Raw genomic sequence first — 22,738 nt, 5'->3', positions numbered from 1 at the left:
GAGAAGCTGGCTGTATCAGCCTGTGCTCTTTCTCTTGGCTTTGTGGCTCCGTGCTGCTGACCGATGCTCGCTTGTTGATGCGCGGGAATGGGCCTGGCGAGCGCGGGCTGGGGGCTAGAGGCTTGCCGCCGGCGAGCTGTCTGGGATACAATAGCCCTTACCATCGGGCCTGGCTGCTGACCTGCTCGCTGGCAAGACGTTCAGGGGGCGTATCACTACGATGAGCGTGTTAGAGCTGTTCGAGTCGATGGAATATGGACCGGCTCCCGAAGCGGCGGAGCCGGCGCTGCAATGGCTGGCCCAGCGCCAGCCCTTCGACCTCTTCATCAATAATCGCCGTGTTAAGCCGGCCAGTGGTCAGTATCTGGAGACAATGAACCCGGCTACTGGCAAAGTGCTGGCGAAGGTAGCGGCGGGCAACGCCGCTGATGTCGATGCCGCCGTGGCGGCAGCGCGGCGCGCCTTCCCAGGCTGGAGTAAAACACCCGGCCACGTGCGCGCGCGCTACCTCTATGCCATCGCCCGCCATATCCAGAAGCATGCGCGTCTGCTTGCCGTGCTGGAGACCCTCGATAACGGCAAACCGATTCGCGAGACCCGCGACATCGATATTCCGCTGGTTGCGCGTCATTTCTATTATCATGCTGGCTGGGCCCAGCTCATGGAGAGCGAGCTTGCTGGCTACGAGCCGCTCGGCGTCGTAGGGCAGATCATTCCCTGGAATTTCCCCCTGCTTATGCTCGCCTGGAAAGTGGCCCCGGCCCTGGCGATGGGAAACACGGTCGTACTCAAGCCGGCGCGCTATACTCCCCTGACGGCTCTAAAGTTTGCCGAGATCGTCGAGGAGGTTGGCCTCCCGCCGGGGGTCGTCAACATTGTCACCGGCGAAGCCGGGCAGGTTGGCGAGGCCCTGGTACGTCATCCTGATGTCAACAAGATTGCCTTCACCGGGTCCACCGAAGTAGGCCGCGCTATCCGCCGCGCCACCGCCGGCTCTGGCAAGCGCCTCTCGCTGGAGCTAGGGGGGAAATCGCCCTTTGTGGTCTTTGACGATGCCGACCTGGACAGCGTTGTCGAAGGGGTGGTTGATGCCATCTGGTTCAATCAGGGGCAAGTCTGCTGCGCTGGCTCGCGCCTGCTTGTCCAGGAAAACATTGCCGAGCGTCTGATCGCCAAAGTGCAGGCGCGCATGGAGAAGCTGCGCGTTGGTGACCCACTCGACAAGGCGGTCGACATCGGAGCTATTGTCTCGGAGGCCCAGCTCCGTGAAATTCAGCGCCTGGTCGAGCGCGGCGTTGAGGAGGGAGCTCAGCTCTGGCAGCCAGCGTCAGCGGCGTGTCCGCGCGAAGGCTATTTCTTCCCGCCGACGCTCTTCACCAACGTCGCCCCGGCCATGACCATTGCCCAGGTGGAGATCTTTGGTCCGGTGCTGGTGACCATGACTTTCCGTACACCGGACGAGGCGGTCACTCTGGCCAACAATACGCGCTACGGCCTGGCGGCCAGCGTCTGGAGCGAGAATATCAATCTGGCTCTCGATGTGGCCGCGCGCCTGCAGGCTGGCACCGTCTGGATCAATGCGACCAACCTCTTTGACGCCGCCTGCGGCTTCGGGGGCTATCGGGAGAGCGGCTTTGGACGTGAGGGCGGCAAGGAGGGCCTCTACGAGTACGTGCGTCCGCGCTGGGAAGGCGCCGCAGCCCGCTCAGGCCGCCGGCGTGGACTGGCCGAGACCTCGGCGGGCGGCGAGAGCAAGGCCCACAGCGGCAACGGTCATGCCGAGCATGGCAGCAATGGCGTCGTACTGGCCGGCAGCGAGGTCTTTGCCGATCTGGCTGGGCGCATCCCGCCGATCGATCGTACTCCCAAGCTCTTCATCGGCGGCAAGCAGGTCCGTCCGGACAGTGGCTACAGCCTGCCGGTGCGAGATCCCCAGGGCATGATCATCGGCCAGGTCGGCGCCGGCAACCGCAAAGATATCCGCAACGCCGTCGAGGCGGCCCACGCCGCACGCGCCAGGCGCGAAGCTTCAGCCCACCAACGGGCTCAGGTCCTTTTCTACATTGCCGAGAACCTGGCCGCTCGCGAGCAAGAGTTTGCCCTGCGCCTGGTCCAGCAGACAGGCCGCACCTACGCCGACGCGGCGGCGGAGGTCCAGACGGCCATTGCCCGCCTCTTCAGCTACGCGGCCTGGTGCGATAAGTTTGAGGGCAGCATTCACCGCCCGCCCCTGCGTGGTATGGTGCTGGCAGTGCGCGAGCCAGTGGGCGTCATCGGCATCGCCTGCCCCGATGAGTTTCCGCTGCTGGGCTTTCTCTCGCTGGTGGCCCCGGCCCTGGCGATGGGCAATACGCTAGTGGTGATCCCTTCACCGCAAGCTCCCTTGAGTGCCACCGACTGCTATCAGGTCTTCGAGACCTCGGATGTGCCCGCCGGGGCGGTCAATATTGTCACGGGCGAGCGCGAACCGCTCATTCAGGTGCTGGCCGAGCACGAGGATGTCGAGGCGGTCTGGTACTTCGGCAGCGCCGAGGGCAGCAAGCGCGTCGAGCTGGCCGCCGCCAGCAATATGAAGCGTACCTGGGTCAACTATGGTCACCTCCGCGACTGGCTTGACCCCGTCCAGGGCGAGGGAGAGGAGTTTCTGCGCGAGGCGACCCAGGTCAAGAATATCTGGGTGCCCTACGGCGAGTAGCCCTGTCGCTCTCTGGCCTCTTCCTCACTCCCCCTTGACAAAGATACATACATGTGGTATGTATGTTTGTCAAGAGGAGGAAGGAGAAGGCGATGAGGCGAACACGGGAGGCGGCGGCCCAGACGCGTGAGCAATTACTGCAGGCGGCCCTGCGCTGCTTTCTAGAGCAGGGCTATGCCGCCACGACACTGGAGGAAATTGCGCGCCGGGCCGGAACCACGCGCGGCGCCATTCAATGGCATTTTGGCAGCAAGGCCGATCTCTTCAATGCCGTGGTGCGCGAGCAGTACGAGCGCGCCGCGCGCAAGCTGTTGCCGCTTTATCAGCGCGATGGCTCCCCACTGGCAACGCTGCGTGAGATTCTCCTGGCCTGGCTGAGCTACCCCGAAGAGGATGCCGACTTTCGGGCCATGCTGGAGCTAACCACGCTGCGCACCGGCATGCTGCCAGAGCTGCAGAGCGGTGTCGCTGAGAAGATCCAGGCTGTCGAGGCTGGCATTGCCCACTTTGCCGAGCTGCTCCGTCGCGCCCGCGTGGCCGGCGAGATCCGTCCCGACATCGTTCCCGAACAGGCTGCCATCACGGCTTACGGCCTGATCATGGGTCTCAGCAGCCTCTGGCTCCTCAATCCCAGAGCCTTTTCTCTGCGCGCCTGCGCCGCCGAGGCTGTTGAAATCTTCATTCGTGGCCTACGCACCTCCTAGGTTGCTTTTTTTTAGCTCACATACATACATTCGGTATGTATATAAAAAGAGAATGGAGGCAGACAGCTATGTCCCTTATCAGCGTCAGCGATCTCTGGAAAAGCTATCGTTGGCGGGATGGCAGCATTGAAGCCTTGCGTGGCCTCTCTCTAAACGTCGCCGAGGGCGAATGTTTTGGCCTCCTTGGGCCGAATGGGGCGGGCAAGACCACCCTGCTACGGATACTGGCCACCCTGCTCCCAGTGGACCGAGGGAGCGTGACCATCGCTGGCATCGATCTGCGGCGTTACCCGGAGCGCATACGTCGGACCCTTGGCTATGTCGGTCAGCAAGGAGGTACGGATATCCAGGCAACAGTGTTTCAGGATCTCATGCTGCAAGCCCATCTTTATGGTCTGAGAGGCAAGGCAGCGCGGCGACGCGTTGTCGAAGTGCTGGAGCAACTGGAGCTGAGCCAGCTAGCTGGCAGGCCCGTCGCCTCCCTTTCGGGGGGGCAACGTCGGCGTCTCGATCTGGCGCTGGGGCTGGTGCATCGTCCTCCTCTCCTCCTGCTAGATGAGCCGAGTTTGGGCCTTGACCCTGCCAGTCGGCGGCAACTCTGGGACTGCCTGCGCGCCCTACGCGACCAAGGGGTTACCATCCTGCTGACCACCCACTATCTTGACGAAGCCGATCAACTCTGCACTCATCTGGCGCTCATTGACCAGGGGCGCATCATTGTTGACGGTACCCCGGCCCAGCTCAAGCAAGAGAGCGCTGGGGCGACCCTCGTCCTCACCCTGGAACCATCCGGCTCGGCCAATCCTGGGAAGCAGGCGGCGGCCCTCCTGCGCACCTGTCCATTCGTCCGTTTCATTCAGGAAGAAGGCAGCGCAGAGGAGCTGCGCCTCTCTGTAGAGCAGGGGGAAATTGCCCTCCCTGCCGTACTCCGTCTGCTTGAGGGGGCTGGCCTGACCGTCACCAGCCTGGTTCTGGAACCTCCCTCGTTAGATGACGTCTTCCTCCGCCATACTGGTCGCTCCCTGAAAAAGGCAGCGTTGGCGGCCAACCCTGGCGCCCGTCCTGATTTCACCTGGAAAGGAAAGTGATGAGCCGCATGCAACTTCTCTCTAGTGTTGCTAATCTCTGGCTGCGCCATATCCGGCAGACCTGGCGTCAACCTATCTGGGTCATCTTTGGTCTCTTTCAGCCGCTCTGCTATCTGCTCCTCTTTGCGCCGTTGCTGCAGAATCTCAAGGGCATCCCGGCCATTCCGGCGGGGAAGACCATCACCATCTACGTTCCTGGTCTCCTGGTCATGATGGCCCTCTTTGGAGCGGGCTATGCCGGCTTTGGCCTTGTCGCCGAGCTGCAGAGCGGATTTGTTGAGCGCCTGCTTGTTGCGCCTATCCCGCGGGCGGCCTTGCCGCTCAGCCGCATCCTGCAAGACAGCTTGACCCTGCTCATCCAGGTGCTCTTGATCTGTCTCATTGCCCTGCCACTGGGGCTGCAAATCTCTCCCGGTGGTTTCTTGCTGGCGCTCCCGCTGCTTACCCTGTTGGGCCTGGGACTGGCGGCCTGCTCCTATGCCCTGGCCCTTCTCTTGCGCAGCGCCGAAGCCCTCTCGTCCCTGCTCAACATGGTCAGCCTTCCGCTCTTACTGCTCTCAGGGATCATGCTTCCCCTGACGCTGGCCCCGTCTCCGTTACAAGCGATAGCGCGCTTCAATCCCCTTACCTATATCGTTGATGGGGAGCGAGCCCTCTTCCTGGGCCGGCTGGGGGAGGCAGCCATCTGGCAGGGCTACCTCTGCGCCAGCCTCCTGGCCTTCCTGGCTCTTGGCTGGTGCCTGCGCTCCCTTAAGCGGGCGGTCCTCTAAGCAGTAGACCTGCTCACCCTGCGGCGGCCTTACCCGCGGTCTCCCCCTGGTCTGGGCTGCACAGAGCGAAAACCTGGTCGCCGCAGGCGATAGGGATCGCCTCCTCAGCGAGGCAGGTCGCATAGAAGCCGCGCTGTCCCCGGTCCAGAAACTGCAAAGCCGCTTTCAACTCGGGGGGAGAGGCAAACAGCGCCTCTGGACCCAGGGCAAAACGCGTAAACTCCAGACAGGGCGTCGCCACGCGCAACCGCGTCAACCGGACCCGCCGTCGCGTTTCGACGCCGACAATAACCAGCCCATTGAGTAGCTGCTCCAGGCGGACTGGCTCTTCTGTCGCAATCAGCACATTCTCCCCCGCGCAGCCATCGACCAGATGCTCACCGAAGCGCGCGCGCATAGCCCGATAATGGGCCGTAAAACCCAGCGAAACCCCATTCTTTCCACCGCGATTGCGCGAGCGCGGATGCTCACGATGGTGTACATCCAGCAAGCGCGAGCCGTCCGGCAGCAGAGCGAAGACCCCATCGGCGGAGAGCCAGAGCTGAGAGACAGACCGCAGCGGGGACGGATCGTAGCACAACCCATCATCGTCTCCTGGCACCTTGAGCGGGGACGTCTGAACCTGAAGGTGCACGATCGGTCCGAGCGGCAGCCATTCCTCCTCTTCTTTCCCTGCGCTCCCGGCAGGCAAAACAGTAGACATAGCTTTCTTCCTTCCCTCATCAGGCAAAAACAGAGTGCTGGATACAACAACAGCAGGACGATGCGCGGGGACGCAGCACCGTCCTGCTGGCTCTGCATCGCTGAGCTAGCTCAGGCGAGAAGACGCGCGGCGCTCGCCGCAACTAGCGGCCCACCACGCGACGGAGCTGGCGCACCACCTGCTCCAACTGCTCGGCGGCGCTGGTGGCCGAAGTAGCACCCGCTGCCAGTTGCTCGCTCACCTGAGTCGTGACCTTAATCGCCGTTGCTAGCTTCTGGTTGCTCGTCTCCTGATACTGGATAGCCTGCTCAATATAGCGCGCTGTATTGGCCATCTCCTGTAACGCCCGCTGCGCTGTGCGCGCATCTAGCTGCGGCCAGCGCTGCAGCAGCTCCGTCACCATCGACATCAACTGACGCACGGCCACATTGCTGGCATCTGTATAATATTGTACCGATTGCAGACCCACCTGAGCCGAATCGATCACCCATTGCTGTTCACTAGACGAACTTTGCTGCTTAGCGGCCAGCGTCTGCAGCGACTCGCTGCTGCGGCGCAGGTGGTCAACCGAGCGCAGGATGGGCTGTGTAATGCGCTGCCCCAGCCAGAGACCGACAAAGGCGGCCAGTAGGAGCATCGCCGCCGCGATCACGATCGTACTCACCATCTGATTATTGACCACCGCAGTCACGGTGCTGACCGGACTAAGCACATAGTACGTCCAGGGAACGACCGTCATCTTGTGACGCAAGATTTCGTATGGCTCATTCTCGCTGGCAGGGGTGGCCTCGAAGGAGGACGACATTTGACTGCTGCGCAGCGAATCAGCCAGCGCGCTATCGGCCAGCAGCGGCAGACTATCTTGATTGCTCTGCAGGCCGTAGAGGCCCTCGGTCTTCACTTCTTGCATCTCTTGGGCTGAGAGAGGGGCCACGGCCTTGAAGCGGCGCGTAGGATCAGGATCGGCGATCCGTACCCCGCGCTCGTCGAGCAAGAAAGCATAGCTACCAGGCCCGTTAGCGCCAGTCTCGCTGTTGACAGTGTTCCAGATGAAGTCGATATTGAGCGAAGCGCGCAAGAAGCCAATGACGTGCTTCTGATAGGTAATAGGCGCGTAAATATCGATCGAGGCCTTATTGTGGTCGCTATCGTAGTAGACGCCAGAGATAAAGAGCTGGTTGGCGTTGACGCGCCGCAGGTACGGGAGAGGAACGAGAGACTGACCCCGGTTCTGGGGGCGGACGTTGGTCGGCCAGTACTGGACCAGGTGCCCTTGGGCATCAAAGAGACACCAGAGAGTATAGCGGTTATCTCGGTTTATTCCAGCTTGAAGGGCGTAGAGCGAGTGAACGCTGAAATTGGGGTCCTGGCGCTCGGCTGGGGGAGCAAGCAGAAACTGGATCACCGAGGGCACCTGGACGAGGGTCTCAGCGTCAAGCAGTCGTTCATTCAGATAATTACTGATCAACTGAACGCGCTCGCTGGAATCGGTATCCAGAGAGGTGCGCGCCTGAGCAGTCAGCGCAGGGCGAGAGACGAACTGACTGACGACGATCGTGATAAGCAGCGGGACAATAGCGACAAAGACCAGGAGCAAAGAGACTCGCGCGGTCAGGGAGAGGCCCCGCCGGCGGTATGACGACATCGCTTGATCACGCATGGAAGAAAACCCGTCCTTTGGTATCCAGGGGGCGGCTAGCAACCTCCCGCCCCGATCTACAGGCACTGGCGTAGTGGTGCTGGCTGGCACCGAGCTACTGGAAGAGGTGAACTGGCCTGCCCTGGCCTCAAGCCTGGCTGGGGCCGCTTATTATACAAGATCCCCAACAAAGCTGCTGGCAAAGCGAGCAAGTAAGTCAATAAGCAAACGAGTGCTTCCAGGCGAAGCCGAAGGGAAAGCCAGGGCTGGCGCTGGTCGCGCGCCACAACCTCCTTAATGAGCGCTGGATGCCTTATTATTTCTATGGATTATGATTATTCATCCTTGAATATTAGGGTGAAGAGACCACGAAGCCGGCGCGCTCCAAATCTGCGAGCAAGCGTAAAACCTCCTCCTCGCTGCGGCCCATCAGGCGGGCCAGCTCGGCGGGTGTGCGATTACCATCGATCAGCAGGTAGAGCCGGCGGTGGATACGCGAGAAACCGAGCTGCTCCAAGCGATGGAGAGCATCGTCATAGAGCGACACGCGGCTTGGAGCGCGAGAGAACGACCCACTTCCGGGCAAGGGCACCCATCTAGCCGGATTGGGTTCAGTCTGGCGCGGAGGCGGCGACGGGGTTGCCCGCTGGCCTGTAGCTTGGCCTAAGCCCGGCGCAGTCGCTGGGCCTGTACCTGTACCTGAGAAGGGCAGAGGTCCCAGCGGGCCCGAAGATGGGGGCCCGGACATACGACGCAGGCGCGGGTCAGTCCCCTGGCGCTGTGGGAGAGCCGGCAGCGAGCCGGGAGTAGCGTGACCATCGAGCAAAGGTGGTGGCGAAGACGAGGGAGGGGTGAAAGGCACAAAAGCAAAACGGCAAGGACCCCAGAGCTTCAAGCGCCTGAGGGCTTCTGTGCCGCTATGTGGCCCGAGCCGTGCCTGCACTGGCTGTCCATTCACAAATGTGATGGCACCCTCTTCCAGATTTGCCCCTTCCCCACGCTCAACCGTCAGCAGGCCTGTCTTACGTCCTAGCTGAACGACCTCGATCACATCGGCGAGCCGATTCGTGACTGTCTGTCGTTGCTGTGGCATGGGTGCCTCGCTCTGCCCGATAATGTCCGCTCTCCGCTCCCCATTGAGTCGAATGTCGGCAGCAATCGCCAATTTATGATAGCATAGACAGGGTAAATGTACCATCCCTAGCGTATCTTCTAGGATATCTTTCTTAGCACGCCAGGGGCTGTTTCTGTTCCAGGTGCCTGCTGTGATAAAATCTGCATGGTTGGTATTTCGAGGAGAGCGCTTGTGATCTGAGAGAGCTGGGCGGGTGGGGGTGGGCATTTCGGGCTTGCCAGCCGCACCGGCTGATGCTATACTGCAAGAGCGTTTGCGCGCAGCCAGCCGACTCGCTAGCTGGCAGGCGAGCGCTTACTACGGCCTGTAGAGGAGCGTCTGCTTATGGAGTCTCGCGGCTCTTCTTCTCATAGCGGGACCGGGCCGCAGCCGGGCGCCGCGGCTCAGCCGGATAGGGATGATCGCCTGCGGCCCCTGGCACACTGGTCTGTTCCGGCTCTGGCGCGTGCTTGTGCTGAGGAGACGAGCCGCTTTCTCAGGCAGAATCGCGCGGACGAGCGCTACTGTCTGGAGCTGTTCCGGCGAGCCTTGGTGCTGCGCGATGAAGAAGCCTGGGCTTATGTCTATCAGCAATACGCCCCGCTCGTCTTGAGCTGGGTGCATCAGCATCCGGCGGCCTCCTCTTTGTTGGAGCGCGATGGCGGGCAGTCGGTAGTGAATCTGGTCTTTGCGAAGTTCTCCCAGGCTCTGACGCCAACCCGAGTCGAGCAGTTCGATTCGCTGGCCGCGCTCTTGAAGTATCTCAAGATGTGCGTGCACAGCGTGGTTACTGATGAAGGGCGCGCGCAGCAGTTCCAGCAACTTGAACAGGCGCTAGAGGCTCTTGAGCATGAGCCTGCTGTGGCCGATCCCGCTGAGGAGGTAGTGACTCAGCTTTCTGCTCAAGATCTCTGGCAGGCCATTATGGAGGAGTTGCATAGTGAGGAGGAGCGCATGCTGATCTATCTGGCTTATGTCCAGGGGCTGAAGCCCTCCGAGATCTGCCTGCGCTTTCAGCATCTTTTCCCGTCGGTGAACGATGTCTACCGTCTGAAGCGCAATATGTTAGATCGTCTCCGACGCAATCGTCGCCTGCAAGCTCTGATGAAGGGGCTGTGATTGCTGACGCTGGCGCCTTAGCGCTCGCCGCCCGCCAGGTGGGTCGGGCCTGGTATCGTTAGTCAAGCGTGGTCGGCCCGGTCTGGCTGCGGGAGGTTCCCTGGCTCTTGCAGACGGCTGTCAAAGGCGTTAAAATCGCAAGCGTGGCCGTTTATTGGTGATAAAAGCGGGGAAAGCAGACGGGCTGACAGGCGGGATGGTTGCTCGCCTGAGCGCGACCGCTGACCCTATCGCCCTCGGTCGGTTCCAGGTTGGAGGCTTCAGTCAGGTTTTACGCAAGCAAGCCAGTAGGTATGGAAAAGAGCAGGTAGCGGTGTCGTAGTGGTCGCGCTGGCTCCCCGGCGCTTTGGGATTGTAGCGGTGGGGAAATAGGGAGAGAGGCGCTGCGCTAGCCGGCCAGCCAGTTTTACTCAGTTCAGTGAGAGGTCAAGAGGAAACGCTCATGGAATGTCGTCAACGGGGTGCTATCAGCGACGAAGAGATGCTCGCCTATCTTGCCGGTGAGGAGGTGCGGCCCGCGGTGCTGGAGCACCTGGCTACTTGTCCCACCTGCGCTACGCGGGTGGAGAGCTATCGCCGTCTTGAGTTGACCTTGCTCCAGTCGCTCTATCGTTGGGATTGTCCCCCGGCTCAGGTGCTTGGCGAGTATTATCTTGGCCTGCTCAATAAGGAGGTCGCTGTGGCTGTGCGTTTCCATCTGGCTACCTGCCAGCACTGTACTGGCGAGCTGGCGGTACTCTCCCATTTTCTGGCGGCGGAGACTCAGCTAGCAGAGGCTTCCCCTCTCTCTGAGCTGGACCTTGCGGAGTTGGAACTGGCTGCCTCGCTGGCTCTCGAACAGGCAGAAGAGGCGTCGGCTGAAGCCGAGGCCGACACGGGTGAGGCGCTGCCCTGGCCCTCTTCTTGGCCGCTGGATGATGGCCCGTCTCAGGCGCGCTCTTTGGCGGCGGCTCGCCCGGGCCGTGCCTCCCTGGGTGAGCAGATGGCTTCCGGCGCGCGCCGCATTGTGGCGACGCTGCTGGCTCCTCAACCACGCCTGGCCTATCAGCGCGATCTGGCCCCAACGGAGCAGGCTGAAGCCCTTTGGCCGCGCCGCTATAGCGCTGAGGATTTTAGCATTTCTCTCCATGTGGAACATGGCTCTTCGCATCAGGACGGCCTGGAGCTGATCGGGTTCGTCACTCGCAAAGGTACGGCTCTGGAGGCCCTTCAGGGAACGCCAGTGCGTCTGACGGCTGCCTCTGGCGCGGTACGTTCTGGCAAAATTGATGAGTTGGGGAATTTCCTCTTCTCCGCTCTGGCCCCGGAGACTTATACCCTCGAATTGCAGTTTCCGGAAGGAACTGTGGTGATCGAGTCGTTGCAGCTCGCCCTCCCAGAGTAGCTTTGTCCCTCTTGCTGCCGGCTATCTGCCTGTGCGCTTGTCCTGGCTGTTCGTTGTTCAGCATGGTTCACGCCTGCCTCTTTGCTGGCCTGGGCTGGTAAGGCGTGATTTTTGGGCCTTCCAAACGTTTGGAATCTGGCTGGAAGAGAGGATAGCCAGGCGTACCAGCTTGTGGGTAGTCCCCTTCCTCTGCTTTTGCTATCGTCATTTTTATCTCTCTTTATGGCGTGTACTTATCCTGCCGACCGATGGATATTCTGTATGGCGAATTGGGAACTGCTCGCTGAGCTGCTCGTGAGGGCAGACGAGGAGGAGGGCCGGCGCTTGCTGATCGAGCAGCTTTCCTCGCTGCCTCCCCTGGCGCTGGCGCGTCTGGTGACAATGCTGAAGCGGGAGGCCGATCGGCGCTGGCATGACGAGCCGCAGCTTTCCTTGCGTCTGGCTGCCTATCTGTTGTTGATCGGCAAGCTCACAGGTCGGCGCGACTACTGTGGGTTGGGTTTGCTGACTCGGGCCGAGGCCCTGCGGCGTCTGGGGCGGGATGAGGAGGCTCTGCAGGACTTCGACGCGGCTGGTGAGGAATTCCTGGCCTGCGATGATCAGCTTGGCTGGGCTCGCACGCGTAGTGGACGCATTGCCGTCTGCCTCCAATTGGGTCGTTTTCAGGAGGCCCTGCGGGACGCGGCGGCGGCGCGAGCGATCTTTCTGCGTCACGGGAACTGGTTACGCGTCGGCCAGATGGATGCCAACGCGGCCATTGTCCACTATGAGCTTGGTCACTACAACCAGGCTCTGAGCCTTTTTGAGCGGGCCATCGAGGCCTATCATCGTCATGGCGAGGGGGTAGAGCTGCCGCTAGCCCGGGCCTGGGCCAATAAGGCGGTCACCCTGGCCGCCCTGGGTCGCTTTCGTGAGGCGCTGGCTCTGCACGAGCAGGCGCGGGCTACCTTTGCGGCGTACCGTGGTCAGGAGCTGGCGCTGGCGCGTCAAGAATTGAATATAGCCCAGATCTATGCGGCCCAGGGCTATTTCAGCAAGGCGCTCGCCCTCTTTGAGCGCAGCCGGGCGACTTTTCAGCGTCGCGGGCTGGCATTGGCTGCCGCCGAGGTGGCCTGTGAGGCCTGCTATTGCCTGCTGCGTTTGAATCGCGGGCGCGAGGCGGCTAAGCTGGCGGAGGAGGCGGTGACGTTTTTCCGGGCGGTGCCTGGTGGGCGCGGTCAGTATGGCCTGGCGCTGGCTCTGATGTGGCAGGCGCAGGCGGCGCTGGCCTTGAGAGAGCTGGCCCGTGCAGAGGGCTTGCTCACGGAAGCGCGCCAGCTCCTGGAAGCCGGTGGCTTGCAAATCCCGGCGGCCTCTCTGACACTGCTGCAGGCGGAACTCTTGCTGACCAGCGGACGGCTTGAGGAGAGTTTGGCCGCAGCCCGGCGCGCCGCCACGGCTTTCTCCCAGCAGGCTGCTCTCCCTCAGTTAGCGCGTGCTCTCCTGCTGCAGGCCCAAATTGCTGCCCGCTCTGGCGATGAGGCTCTGGCGGAGTCGCTCTGTGATCAGGCTCTCGCCCTGGCTCAAGGGCAGGGAATGGTCGAACTGGTCTATCAGGGCGAGGATTTACGGGGCCAGCTCGCAGAGCGGCGCGGTGCCCTGGCCGAAGCTGCTCACGCCTATGAACGGGCGATCCAGTCTATCGAGGAGATTCAGGCGCGCCTGGTCTTCGATGCTCGTGCCAATTTTCTGGAAGACAAGCGAGCGATCTATGAAAGGGCGGTGCTCCTGGCCCTGCGCCGCGGAGATGGAGCGCAGGCTTTGGGCTATGTAGAACAGGCCAAATCAAGGGTGCTCGGCGATTATGTGCGCAATACGCTGGAGATTCGCGTCCATGTCGAGAAGAGGGGCGGGCCGCCAGAGCAGGAGGCGCTGCTAGAGGAGCTGGCGCGCTTGCGCGAGGAACAAGCCTGGTTTAGTTCGCTCCTCTATGGAACTGAGCAGCGGGTGGATTTAAGTGAGACGGCGATTATGCGTTTGCGGTTGGTTGATCCTGCTCAGGCCCGCGAGGAGATGCGGCAGCGCGAGCGGCAGATTGAACGTTTATTGGAGCGGCTGCACCTGCCGGCTGAGGATGGTCCGCCTCTTTCACGGACGGAGACCAGGGGGAAAGAAGGCTGGCTAGAGCGTCTGGCGACTCTGGAGCATTCCCTTGAGCCACGGACGGTCGTGCTAGAATACTATCTGGCCGGCGAGGATCTCTACATCTTCTCGTTGGCGGAGGGTCACCTGCGCTGGCGACGTCTGCGCCAGGCCGTGCCTGAGCTGGAGCGCCTCTATGCGCGTTGGCGCCTGAATCTCGATCTGGCGGGACAAGCGGCGGCGATGGGGCCGCCTGAGCAGGCCGAGAGTGAGCTAACTGCGCTGCAGGAGAACTGTCTAGGCCTGCTTCAGAGGCTTTATCATTTGCTGCTGGAGCCAGTGCTGCCGGCTCTTTACTCCTGCGAGCGCTTGCTCATAGTCCCCTATGGTCTGCTGCACTATCTGCCGTTCCATTGCCTCTTCGATGGAGTGCAGTTTTTAGTAGAGCGTGTCGCGGTCTCGTACCTGCCGTCGCTAAGGCTGTTGGAGGTCTGCCGGCGTCGTGGTCAGCGTCTGCGCACGAACCGAGAGGGCCTGCATCAGGCGCTGGTGTTGGGTCTCTCTGATCAGGGGCGTCTGCCGTGGGCTGTGGCGGAGGCTCAGGCCGTTGCCCGTTTGTTGGGCGCTCCTTGCTATGTCAATGAGGAGGCCACAAGCCTGCGCCTCCTGGAGGCCGGTCCCCAGGCACCGTTATTGCATATTGCCGCTCATGGTCTCTTTCGTCTCGATGCGCCGAACTTCTCGTTTATCCAGCTTGCTGACCGGCAACTGAGCGGGATCGAGGTTTTTAATCTGGATCTGGCTGCCTGCTCGCTGGTAACTCTCAGCGCCTGTGAGACGGGGCGGGTGGCGCTAGGGGGCGTCGATGAAGTGATGGGGTTGGGACGCGGCTTTCTCTATGCGGGCGCGGCTTCGCTCTTGCCGACGCTCTGGAAGGTGGATGATGCCAGTAGTGCTGAGCTGATGACCCTCTTCTATGAGCGGCTGCTGGCAGGGCGCGCCAAGGTAATAGCCCTGGCGGAGGCTCAGCGCTCCTTTCTGGCCCGGACGCGTGCCTCTTCACGCTCAGGTTATGCCCATCCCTATTTCTGGGCGGCCTTTCAGCTGATCGGCGACCCCGGTCCGCTGCTCTAGCCGGCTGGCCGCCGGGGTCTGGCGGTTGCGGAAGAACAGGGGTGGGATATAATTGGGCTGGAGTACAAAAGAGGAGCGGGCAACCATGAGCGTAGTGGGCCGCTCGCCGCTCTAGCCGGCTGGCCTGGCCCTTCTCGCGAGGGTGTCCGCTCCAGGGAGCGGATCAATGCAAGAAGCACGCGATGTTTTTCCCACCTCTTTTCTGCTGGATGACCAGCAGCGGCGTCTTATCCTGAGCTGGAGCGATGGGCATGAGAGCGTTCACTCGTGGGAGAAGCTGCGCCGCGCCTGCCCCTGTGCTATTTGCGCTGGCGAGGGGGGAACGCCGGGTATGTTGCAGCGCCGTCAACAACTGACGACGGAAGAAACGACGCTGGTCAACCTGGAGCCGGTGGGGCGCTATGGCCTGACCCCTATTTGGGAGGATGGTCATCGCACGGGCATTTTTACCTTTGAAAAACTGCGCCAGCTTTGTGAATGCCCACAGTGTCGCGCCAGCGACAAGTAGCATAAGAACAATCCAGAAGTCCTGTTCCTCTTCACAAAGATGGCCCTCTGGGTCATAGTAATAAATGTAGTACATCTAGACAATGGCAGACATGTATCTCTCGCTGCAGAAGAGTGAGCGCCGTCTTTGTGAAAGGAGGTTCTCCATGAGTGGAGGAAGCTCACCTGTGCACGAGAGCGCCTCAGCGCGCCGCCAGCCAGGGCGCCTGCTCTCAGGTTGGACGATCCGCCTGTTGGTCGCTTTTGTGATAAGCTGGCTGCTGCTGCTGGCGTTCTTTGCAAGTGGGGCTGTCTCGCACTAGCTACTCGTAGAGTAGAGAGGTCTGCGGCTTGCTGCGCAGGCATCTTATAGCTGCCCGGTTGCTAGTGGCCGCCTGCGCTGCTGGCGTCCTTGGTAGCGTTGCGCCCGGCTGGCAGCCAGCGGGATCTGACCGTCCCAGGGGCCTTGCTGGTCCCGGCTCAGCCAGGTCTCCGCTTGCTGCTCGCGTTGCTGCCTGGTGCCTCGCCTACCCTGTCCTCGCCTCTTGCACTCTGTCTCTGCCGGAGGGCCCGGAGGCTCGCTCTCTCCTCAGACCCTTTCCAAAGCCGCTTGTGGGCGCGCGAGTCCTCTGCCTGCCCCCGCCCCTTATGCCGAGGCCCGGGCCTCGCGCACTGAACGGGCATAGGCCTGCAGATGGATCGAAGAGAGACGGCGCTCAATGATCTGCCGTGTTACCGGTAGTGTGCGCAGCCTGAGCGGGAGATGGGGCAGGGTGCTGCGTAGTCCCTGCATAATTAGCTCAAACGCTTGTTGGTGACCTGGCCCCCAGGGATAGCCATAGAGGGCCCGCACTGGCTCTGGCAGCAAACCACAGGTGATCAAGAAATGGAGATGGAGCGCCGGGCGAAAGACGCTTGGCAGCGGTGGAAAGAGCACAGTATGAGCCAGGCGACGCGCCTGGGGCGTGGCAGCCAGCCGATCGCTCTGGATCATGTCGGCGACATAGCTCTGCAGGTCAGCCAGCGTCGCCGGCATGTACCTGGGCTGCAGTCCCAGCAAGCGCGCCTGAGCCTTACTCTCCTGATAGTAGCGCTCCTGCTCATCGCGGGTCAATGGTCCGATGAGGCTGGTATAGAGGAGCAACGCCGTATCAACCAGGGTAGCGTGAACCCACAGCAGCAGCTCCTGATCGCGGGCCCGGTAAAAGGTGCCGCGGCGATAGGCGCCGGCATCGTGTGACAGATGGCCAAAGACGCCAGCATGGAGACGGTTGATGGTGCGCGCCGCCTCGTGGGCCTCGGGCCGACCTCCAAAGGTAAGGATTTGACCGAGCATGAATGTATGCAGAGTGCGCGCCAGCGGGTCGGTAAGGTAGCTGCTATGGGTATAGACGCCTTCTGCCACCAGCGGATGAGCGATCTGCAGCAGGACTGCGCGCGCTCCTCCCAGGAGAATCGCCGCCTCACGTGTAATTTTCCAGGTCACGCTCTCGGGACCGTAGTAGCCGTAATTGCCCTCCCCGTTGGTCTTCAACGTGGCTTGCCTGGCCTCTTTCATGCGTCCTCTTCTCCTCACTTTGCTCTCGGCCTACCTCTGCAGCAAGCTCCTGCCTCTTCAGCTAACATAGCCTTCTACTGCACACTTGAAAGTTCTCTGCCGTTATGCCTGCTCCTGGCCTGATCCCTGGAGCTGAGCCAGGCGCTGCTGAAAGGCGCGCCCCATCAGCTCCTCCGCCTTCTCAGGATCTTGCTGCATGACTTGCAGAATCAGGGCCGTATCGCGATCTGGTGCCAGCGTCAGATCGCGCCGGTCATGCAGGGCCGCCTGAAGCATTTCATGAGCAACCTGCTCAGGAGTGAGCAGGGCCTGAATATTGAGGAGCTGCGAGTCGGCTTCCGCCTGATGGACCATTGGGGTGTCCACCCACGAAGGGTAGACCGTGGTAATGCCGATGCCGCTCCCATAGAGTTCTGCTCGTAGCGCGGCGGCAAAGCCTCGCACGGCCCACTTGCTCGCGCAATAGCCGCTGAGGGCAGGCACCGGCAGCTTGCCAGCGACCGAGGAGAGAAAGATGAAGTGGCCCCGGCCCTGGCGCCGCATGATCGGCAGGGCCGCTTTGACACAGTGGAAGGTGCCCATGAAGTTAATAGCCAACAGAGCTTCCATGTCGTGGGCGGCGAAGCTATCGATCGGCCCGCCGCGTCCGATGCCGGCGCTGGTCACCACCAGGTCGAGATGACCGCCGTCGAGGGCCGCTGCTTGTCGCATCAGCTCCTCAACCTGAGCCGCAACGGTGACATCGGTGACGACGGTCAGCACCTTGCCGCGTGCTTGGCCGCGGCCCTCATGCTGTAAGCGTTGGGCAGCCTCCTGCAGGCCATCCTTGTTGATGTCGGCAAGCACGACGTGGGCGCCTCGCTCATGGAGGGCGCGGGCCGTTGCCAGGCCAATGCCGCTGGCCGCCCCCGTCACGACGGCCACAGCGTTCGCGATCGCTGTCAGTGTCATTGCTCGCAGCTCCTCTTGCTTTTCAATAAGCTGTACCGTGATCGCCTCTCTGCTGTTCTGCCCTCAAAAGAGGCGGACAGAACAAGGCTCCTGTGCGGATTCTACCGCGTCCTGGAGGGAGCTGCAAGGCTGCGAGGAGCAGGAGCAGGCAAGCGCCGGCTCTTAGCGCTGCTGCGGTGGCAGAACCTGGGAACTCTCTTCGGGATAGGAGATCAGCGGCTGCGTGTAGCGGTTCAGAGGGACTTCTTGCGCTTCTGAGGGTGGTGTGGAGAGACCCGACGAGGCGCTGGCCGCGCTCGTGGTCTGCGCGGGATAACCCTGGTGGTAAGGCGTATAGGCTGGCTCAGCAACGCTCTTCGTGCTCGCCTCCGGCTCCGACGTTGGGGAGGCCGGGGGGCCAGAGAGCGGTGAGGATGAAGCAGGGGGAGACGCGCCAAACAGGTGCGCTAGACCTCGTCCAAGGCTACTGATGATGAAAGAGCAGAGCAGCGCTAGCAGCAGCCAGTTCAAGGAGCCGCTGAGAAAGAACAGAGCAATGGCCAGCAGCCAGACAAGGCTGTTCAAGCCCGCACTCGCTCGTCGCCGGGCCAGGGCATGGAAAAGGCTGCTCACGGCTAATCCGGCGAAGAAGACAGACAGCAGCAAATGCCAGTTCGCGTGGACAATAGCATACGCTATCCCGGCAAGGGCGATCAGCGTCAGCAGCGTGTCCAGGGCGCTTAGCAGCCTCCCATAGATCTGCTGCCGCCGATAAGCATGGACCTGCCGCCGATAGGCGCGCGCCTGTTGGCGGTAGAGCCGGGCTTGCTGGCGAACCTGCCGCCGATAGGCTTTGACCTGCTGACGCCAGTTTGGAAAATTCGCTGTCATGGCTCTATTCCTCGCCTCGCTTGGCTAGCTCTCTTCTCTCCCATGAGTGAGAGGCCTGCAGGGAGTGAGAGCGTGCTCTCCTTCTTTTGTGTAGACGCAAGAGCAAGCCGCTGCTCCAATCCCCAAGCCTCTTTCACTGGCAAGAGCTGTATCTCTGGCCTGTTCCCCAAGCCATTCATGGCAGCATCGCGTCCAGCGTGCGCTTGATCGCCACCAGGGCCTTTTCAACATGTTGGCGCTCGATACCGTAATGAGTCACGGCGCGCAACAGGCCATTGCCCATGCTGCTTAGCAAAACCCCCTCATCCTTGAGACGAGCCAGAAACTCGCTACAGCGTTCCTCGCTCAGGAAGCGCTCGCCATCGCAGAGACGGAAGATCACAATATTGGTCTGCACGCGCTGCAAATCAAGCCTCACCTGGGGCAGCTCAGCCAGGCCCAGAGCCAGGAGGCGAGCATGCTCATGGTCCTCTGCCAGCCGGTCCACCATCTGCTCCAGAGCCACGAGGCCAGCCGCTGCCAGTATCCCGGCCTGGCGCAGGCCGCCGCCGAGCACCTTCCGTGTCCAGCGCGCGCGGCGGATAAAGTCCCGACTGCCCACCAACAGCGAACCAACGGGGGCGCTCAAGCCTTTCGAAAGGCAGAACATGACCGAGTCGGCCTCGGAGACAAGCTGACTGGCTGGCACCCCCAGGGCCACCGCGGCATTAAAGATCCGCGCCCCATCCACATGGACCTGTAGCCCACGAGCATGGGCCAGACGGCAAAGAGTCGTCATTTGCTCCAGCGAGAGCGCACAGCCCCCGCAGCGGTTATGCGTATTCTCCAGGCATAGCAGAGCCGTTGGCGGCGTATGCTCATCGCTGTCGTCGGTAATGGCCGCTGCTAACTGCTGCAGATCGAAAGAGCCATCGGGCTGGTTCGGCACCACCCAGAGCTGAATACCGCCCAGGCGGGCTGCCCCCCCGCCCTCATAGCGGTAAATGTGCGCCTGATCGCCCACAATCGCCGCTGCTCCGCGACCCACATGCGTCAGCAAAGCCGTCGTATTGCCCATCGTTCCACTGGCCACAAAGAGCGCTGCCTCTTTACCGAGGCGCTCCGCCGCCAGCTCCTGCAAGCGGTTCACCGTTGGATCTTCACCATAGACATCATCGCCAACCTCTGCGCGGTACATCGCCTCGCGCATCGCAGGGGTTGGCTGTGTCACCGTATCGCTGCGCAGATCGATCACCATCGTACGCTCCTTCTCTGGGGTCCTCTCCAGGGTGCCAGCAGGTCTGCCTGGCACAGCTCAGGCTGGAAGGAAAACAAAGAGACCTTCTTCAGTATACCGCATGCGCTTTCCACTGGGCGGCGGGGAGCGCAGCGAAGCGAGGCAATCGGCGCCGTGCGGCACCAAGTTAGGCCAAAGAGAGACTCCATGCTGATCGACTGGAGCAGAGCGGTCCAGACCGATCAGCATGGAGTCCCTGGAGCAGATACAGATCAATCAAACCTCAGACACCAGCGCTACTGGCGTACTGAGATCATAAAGCTGCGTCAGTGTAGTGCTCCAAAGAGGCGCACCATAGCAAACCTGGAAGCCCCGGTTGCTTGGTCCTGGCGAACCTGCAGCATCACCAGGGCCTTATCGCCCGGGTTCCCTAGCGAATCGAAGCTAATACGACCACTAGCGCCGTCGAAGGCCGGTAGTGGACCGTTACCGAGAGCATTAAGCATAGCGCGCACATTGGGGCCATTGAGCGCGCCCTTAACGTAGGAGGCCGCGCGGGCAATCACGCGCACCGCATCGTAGGTCATAATGGCATTCTGGTCGGGGGGTGGAGCATTATTAGCGCTCTCCTTCTGGTTCTGGAAAATGCCAGCCCAGTCGGTGAAGAGCGTAGGCTGCTCCAATTGCGGCACGCCGGTCCACTCGCTGGGATCAGCGTAGGCCAGCACATAAATACGCTGCATATCCTCGGGGAACGAGCGAGCCAAGAAAGCGTCTACGCTATCTCCCTCGCCTAACAGCAGGCTGGTAGCGACCGACGGACCGGTCAGCACCTTCAGATTGGCCAGCGCCGTATTATCCGGCTGGGCCCGCGAGAGAATCCCGATCTCATGAGCCAGCCGCACCGCATCGACATCAGTGCCGGCCAGAAAGATCACATCGGCCTGATGGGCCAGAGCATCGGCGATGGCTGTACTGTAGCCCTCCACGGGAGTGGTTCCCGACGTAAACGTATCGCGCGCGCTCTCGACCACACGGCCATCCAGCATCTGGACGCGAGCCACAAACGCATTGGCCAGCGCCACGCTGGACTCATCCGAAGGCGAGCGCATCACCAGAATCGCATCAGCGTGTAACTGCTGCAGGGCGAACTCAGCGAGCGCATCGCCCTGGACATTGTAGGGCGGGCTGATGCGGAAGAAATAGGGATTGCCCGCCAGATTGACATCAGGGGCCAACTGTGAAACCAGCGGCACATGAGCCGAAGCGATCAAATCACGCACCGCCTGAGTCTGGCTACTCGAAGGCCAGCCGACCACCCCGATGATATGGTCCAGGTTGTCCGCCTGGATCACCCGATTGACAATGTCGCGTGCCACCTCGGTCACACTGGCCTTATCGGGCGGAGAGCCAGCGATCAGAATGCGCAACTGATAATTATGAGGCAACCAGGCAAACTCATTGATCTCATACTGAGCCACATAGACGGCTTGCAGCATAGCCCGGGTGGCCGCCAGAGAGCGCGGGTCATTGGGGTTGAAGCTCAGACCCACCACGATCGTCACAAAAGGCTGACCGTTTTGCTCGATCAGCAGATTCTGGCTATAGATCAGGGCCTCGGCATCGGTAGGATCGAGCGTAATAGCGGCGTTCAAGGCGCTGGCGGCGGTATCCAGATCGCCCGCCTGCAAAGCCCGAGCGGCGGTCAGCTTCTGAGCAACGTCCTTACGCCCGGCATAGGAATCCAGCACGAAGCGACCGTCGCTGACAGCGATGCCGCGCGCCTGCCAGCTCTGCTGCTCATGCCGTAGCTCCTGCTGCCAGGCAGCGGCAGCCTGACGAGCCTGCTGAGCAGCAGCGGTCTGCTGAGCCAGAGCCGTGGCGGTTGCCGCAGGATTGGGAGCACCGGTAGAAAGCGGGGCCCGTTGGGCAGCTACGATGATGCCCGCTACCAGCAGCGCGCAGACGCCGAGCATAACGGCAACGAACGTCAACGTAGAGCGGCGCGTCCCCGAACGACGACGGGAGCGTGGCGGTAGCGCTCCTGTCGTGGGTGAGGGGAGGGTTTTCTCTCCGCCACGCCGTGGAGTAGCGGCGGCGATCGCCGCTAATTCCTGCAGCATCTGGGCTGGACGCAGATAGCGCTGAGCGGCAGCTACGCGCAGACCACGCGCCAGGATCGCTTCCATGCGGGCGGACACCTCGGGATTCAGCCGGCGGGCCGGCGGATAGAAAAAGGCCATATGCTGGCGCGGGTCATAGGTGGTCAGAGCATAGTAGAGGGTCGCCGCGATCCCATAGAGATCCGTGCGAGTGTCGGTGACGCCATGAAACTGCTCGGGCGCGAAAAAGCCAGCGATGGCCTTGCCCTGCATTTCCGGGGGCAGTCGGGGAGGGAAGAGCGGCATCAGGATCAAAGAGACCTGGTGACCATCCGGGCTGACAATGACGGTCTCCGGGCTGATGGCGCCATGAACCAGCGACGGCTGTTGCGAGGCTAAGACCTGTACCATCTCGCAGAGCTGTCGCCCGTACTCAGCCACCAGACGCTCTGGTAGTGGTCCCCCTTGTTGCTCAACCAATTGCGCCAGGCTCTGCCCCTCGGGTTGCTGGAGCACAATGTAGTAGCAGCCGCGCTCGCTGAAGACATCGATCAAGTGTGGAAAGCCAGGATGCTGGCCTAACTCGGCCAGACGCTGAGCGGTCATGCGTAGCTCTTGCTCCAGCCGGCTGGCCTGCTCGGCGGTAGGGATCACCTCGCGAATCAGCACCAGCCGGCTCACGGACTGCGCATCCCTGGCCAGCCATGCTTTCCCCTGATCGTACTGGCTGCGCGGTAGCGGCACCTCCTCGATGATCCGATAGCGTCCCTCGCGCAGGACATCGCCGCGCAGCACCGGGCGCGTGGCCATCAGACTAAGCGGCCTCGACACCGTGGTGACCAGCTCACGGCTCTCCTGGCTCAGCGAGAGCGGACGACTCCCTCTGTCTGGCAGGCGACCATAACCACAGCGCGGACACCCCCCGTTCAGTGGCTCTCCTTCAAAGTGGCATTGAGGACAGCGCATAGATCTTCCTTCCAGCTAATGTCTGTTGACAGGCGCACTGCTCTTCTTTCTCGTCTTGTGCGCACGGGAAAGTATCTGCGTTACATAAGACAGACAGGCTGAGCTGGCACCCTTCCTT

General features: G+C 61.7%; 17 protein-coding genes. 9 read left to right on the top strand and 8 right to left on the bottom strand.

Annotated elements, in window-relative coordinates; translation table 11 throughout:
- Nucleotides 1-220 precede the first annotated feature (220 nt).
- The 4 genes from AC6H1L_RS03285 (at nucleotide 221) to AC6H1L_RS03270 (ending at nucleotide 5,257) form a co-directional block, all read left to right on the top strand.
- Entirely contained in the window at nucleotides 221-2,695 is a 2,475-nt protein-coding gene (locus AC6H1L_RS03285; RefSeq protein ID WP_497600127.1) for an aldehyde dehydrogenase family protein, read from the top strand.
- Nucleotides 2,696-2,787: 92 nt separating this feature from the next.
- Nucleotides 2,788-3,399, top strand: a complete 612-nt coding sequence (locus AC6H1L_RS03280) for a TetR family transcriptional regulator (protein ID WP_497600126.1) — start codon at nucleotides 2,788-2,790, stop codon at nucleotides 3,397-3,399.
- Nucleotides 3,400-3,467: 68 nt separating this feature from the next.
- Nucleotides 3,468-4,487 carry an ABC transporter ATP-binding protein gene (locus tag AC6H1L_RS03275; RefSeq protein WP_497600125.1) on the top strand — a complete coding sequence of 340 codons (1,020 nt, stop codon included), beginning with the start codon at nucleotides 3,468-3,470 and terminating at the stop codon, nucleotides 4,485-4,487.
- Nucleotides 4,487-5,257, top strand: a complete 771-nt coding sequence (locus tag AC6H1L_RS03270; protein ID WP_497600124.1) for an ABC transporter permease — start codon at nucleotides 4,487-4,489, stop codon at nucleotides 5,255-5,257. The genes AC6H1L_RS03275 and AC6H1L_RS03270 overlap by 1 nt, the downstream gene beginning before the upstream one ends.
- A gap of 13 nt (nucleotides 5,258-5,270) precedes the next feature.
- Here the strand turns inward: AC6H1L_RS03270 and AC6H1L_RS03265 are convergent, their stop codons facing one another.
- The 3 genes from AC6H1L_RS03265 to AC6H1L_RS03255 form a co-directional block, all read right to left on the bottom strand.
- On the bottom strand, nucleotides 5,271-5,960 hold the full coding sequence (locus AC6H1L_RS03265; protein ID WP_497600123.1) for a hypothetical protein: 690 nt from the start codon (nucleotides 5,958-5,960) through the stop codon (nucleotides 5,271-5,273).
- A 142-nt stretch (nucleotides 5,961-6,102) separates the two neighbouring features.
- Nucleotides 6,103-7,620 carry a cache domain-containing protein gene (locus AC6H1L_RS03260; RefSeq protein WP_497600122.1) on the bottom strand — a complete coding sequence of 506 codons (1,518 nt, stop codon included), beginning with the start codon at nucleotides 7,618-7,620 and terminating at the stop codon, nucleotides 6,103-6,105.
- A gap of 331 nt (nucleotides 7,621-7,951) precedes the next feature.
- Nucleotides 7,952-8,797: a DUF4388 domain-containing protein gene (locus AC6H1L_RS03255; RefSeq protein WP_497600121.1), complete on the bottom strand. Its 846-nt coding sequence runs from the start codon at nucleotides 8,795-8,797 to the stop codon at nucleotides 7,952-7,954.
- 261 nt (nucleotides 8,798-9,058) lie between these two features.
- Between AC6H1L_RS03255 and AC6H1L_RS03250 the strand changes: the two genes are divergently transcribed.
- The 5 genes from AC6H1L_RS03250 to AC6H1L_RS03230 all read left to right on the top strand — a co-directional run bounded on the left by AC6H1L_RS03250 (nucleotide 9,059) and on the right by AC6H1L_RS03230 (nucleotide 15,280).
- Nucleotides 9,059-9,832, top strand: a complete 774-nt coding sequence (locus AC6H1L_RS03250) for an RNA polymerase sigma factor (RefSeq protein ID WP_497600120.1) — start codon at nucleotides 9,059-9,061, stop codon at nucleotides 9,830-9,832.
- 442 nt (nucleotides 9,833-10,274) lie between these two features.
- A complete protein-coding gene (locus AC6H1L_RS03245; RefSeq protein ID WP_497600119.1) occupies nucleotides 10,275-11,216 on the top strand; it encodes an anti-sigma factor family protein in 942 nt (313 codons plus the stop codon).
- Nucleotides 11,217-11,477: 261 nt separating this feature from the next.
- Nucleotides 11,478-14,471, top strand: coding sequence for a CHAT domain-containing protein (locus AC6H1L_RS03240; protein ID WP_497600118.1), 2,994 nt, complete (start codon nucleotides 11,478-11,480; stop codon nucleotides 14,469-14,471).
- A 166-nt stretch (nucleotides 14,472-14,637) separates the two neighbouring features.
- The gene (locus tag AC6H1L_RS03235; protein ID WP_497600117.1) at nucleotides 14,638-14,979 is read left to right on the top strand and encodes a gamma-butyrobetaine hydroxylase family protein; all 342 of its coding nucleotides are present in this window, start codon (nucleotides 14,638-14,640) and stop codon (nucleotides 14,977-14,979) included.
- 145 nt (nucleotides 14,980-15,124) lie between these two features.
- Nucleotides 15,125-15,280, top strand: a complete 156-nt coding sequence (locus tag AC6H1L_RS03230; protein WP_497600116.1) for a hypothetical protein — start codon at nucleotides 15,125-15,127, stop codon at nucleotides 15,278-15,280.
- Between the two features lie 323 nt (nucleotides 15,281-15,603).
- Here the strand turns inward: AC6H1L_RS03230 and AC6H1L_RS03225 are convergent, their stop codons facing one another.
- From AC6H1L_RS03225 to AC6H1L_RS03205, 5 genes are all read right to left on the bottom strand, one after another.
- Nucleotides 15,604-16,515 (bottom strand): oxygenase MpaB family protein, encoded by a 912-nt coding sequence (locus AC6H1L_RS03225; RefSeq protein WP_497600115.1) that lies wholly within the window; start codon nucleotides 16,513-16,515, stop codon nucleotides 15,604-15,606.
- A 102-nt stretch (nucleotides 16,516-16,617) separates the two neighbouring features.
- Nucleotides 16,618-17,466 (bottom strand): SDR family NAD(P)-dependent oxidoreductase, encoded by an 849-nt coding sequence (locus AC6H1L_RS03220; protein WP_497600114.1) that lies wholly within the window; start codon nucleotides 17,464-17,466, stop codon nucleotides 16,618-16,620.
- A 162-nt stretch (nucleotides 17,467-17,628) separates the two neighbouring features.
- Nucleotides 17,629-18,336 (bottom strand): hypothetical protein, encoded by a 708-nt coding sequence (locus AC6H1L_RS03215; RefSeq protein ID WP_497600113.1) that lies wholly within the window; start codon nucleotides 18,334-18,336, stop codon nucleotides 17,629-17,631.
- Between the two features lie 175 nt (nucleotides 18,337-18,511).
- A complete protein-coding gene (ltaE, locus tag AC6H1L_RS03210) occupies nucleotides 18,512-19,573 on the bottom strand; it encodes a low-specificity L-threonine aldolase (RefSeq protein WP_497600112.1) in 1,062 nt (353 codons plus the stop codon).
- A gap of 305 nt (nucleotides 19,574-19,878) precedes the next feature.
- The gene (locus tag AC6H1L_RS03205; protein ID WP_497600111.1) at nucleotides 19,879-22,620 is read right to left on the bottom strand and encodes a hypothetical protein; all 2,742 of its coding nucleotides are present in this window, start codon (nucleotides 22,618-22,620) and stop codon (nucleotides 19,879-19,881) included.
- Nucleotides 22,621-22,738: the final 118 nt, after the last annotated feature.

This window comes from Thermogemmatispora argillosa, assembly GCF_059696725.1.
The sequence above is the reverse complement of the archived record's forward strand: the minus strand, read 5'-3'. Positions and strand labels throughout refer to the sequence as shown.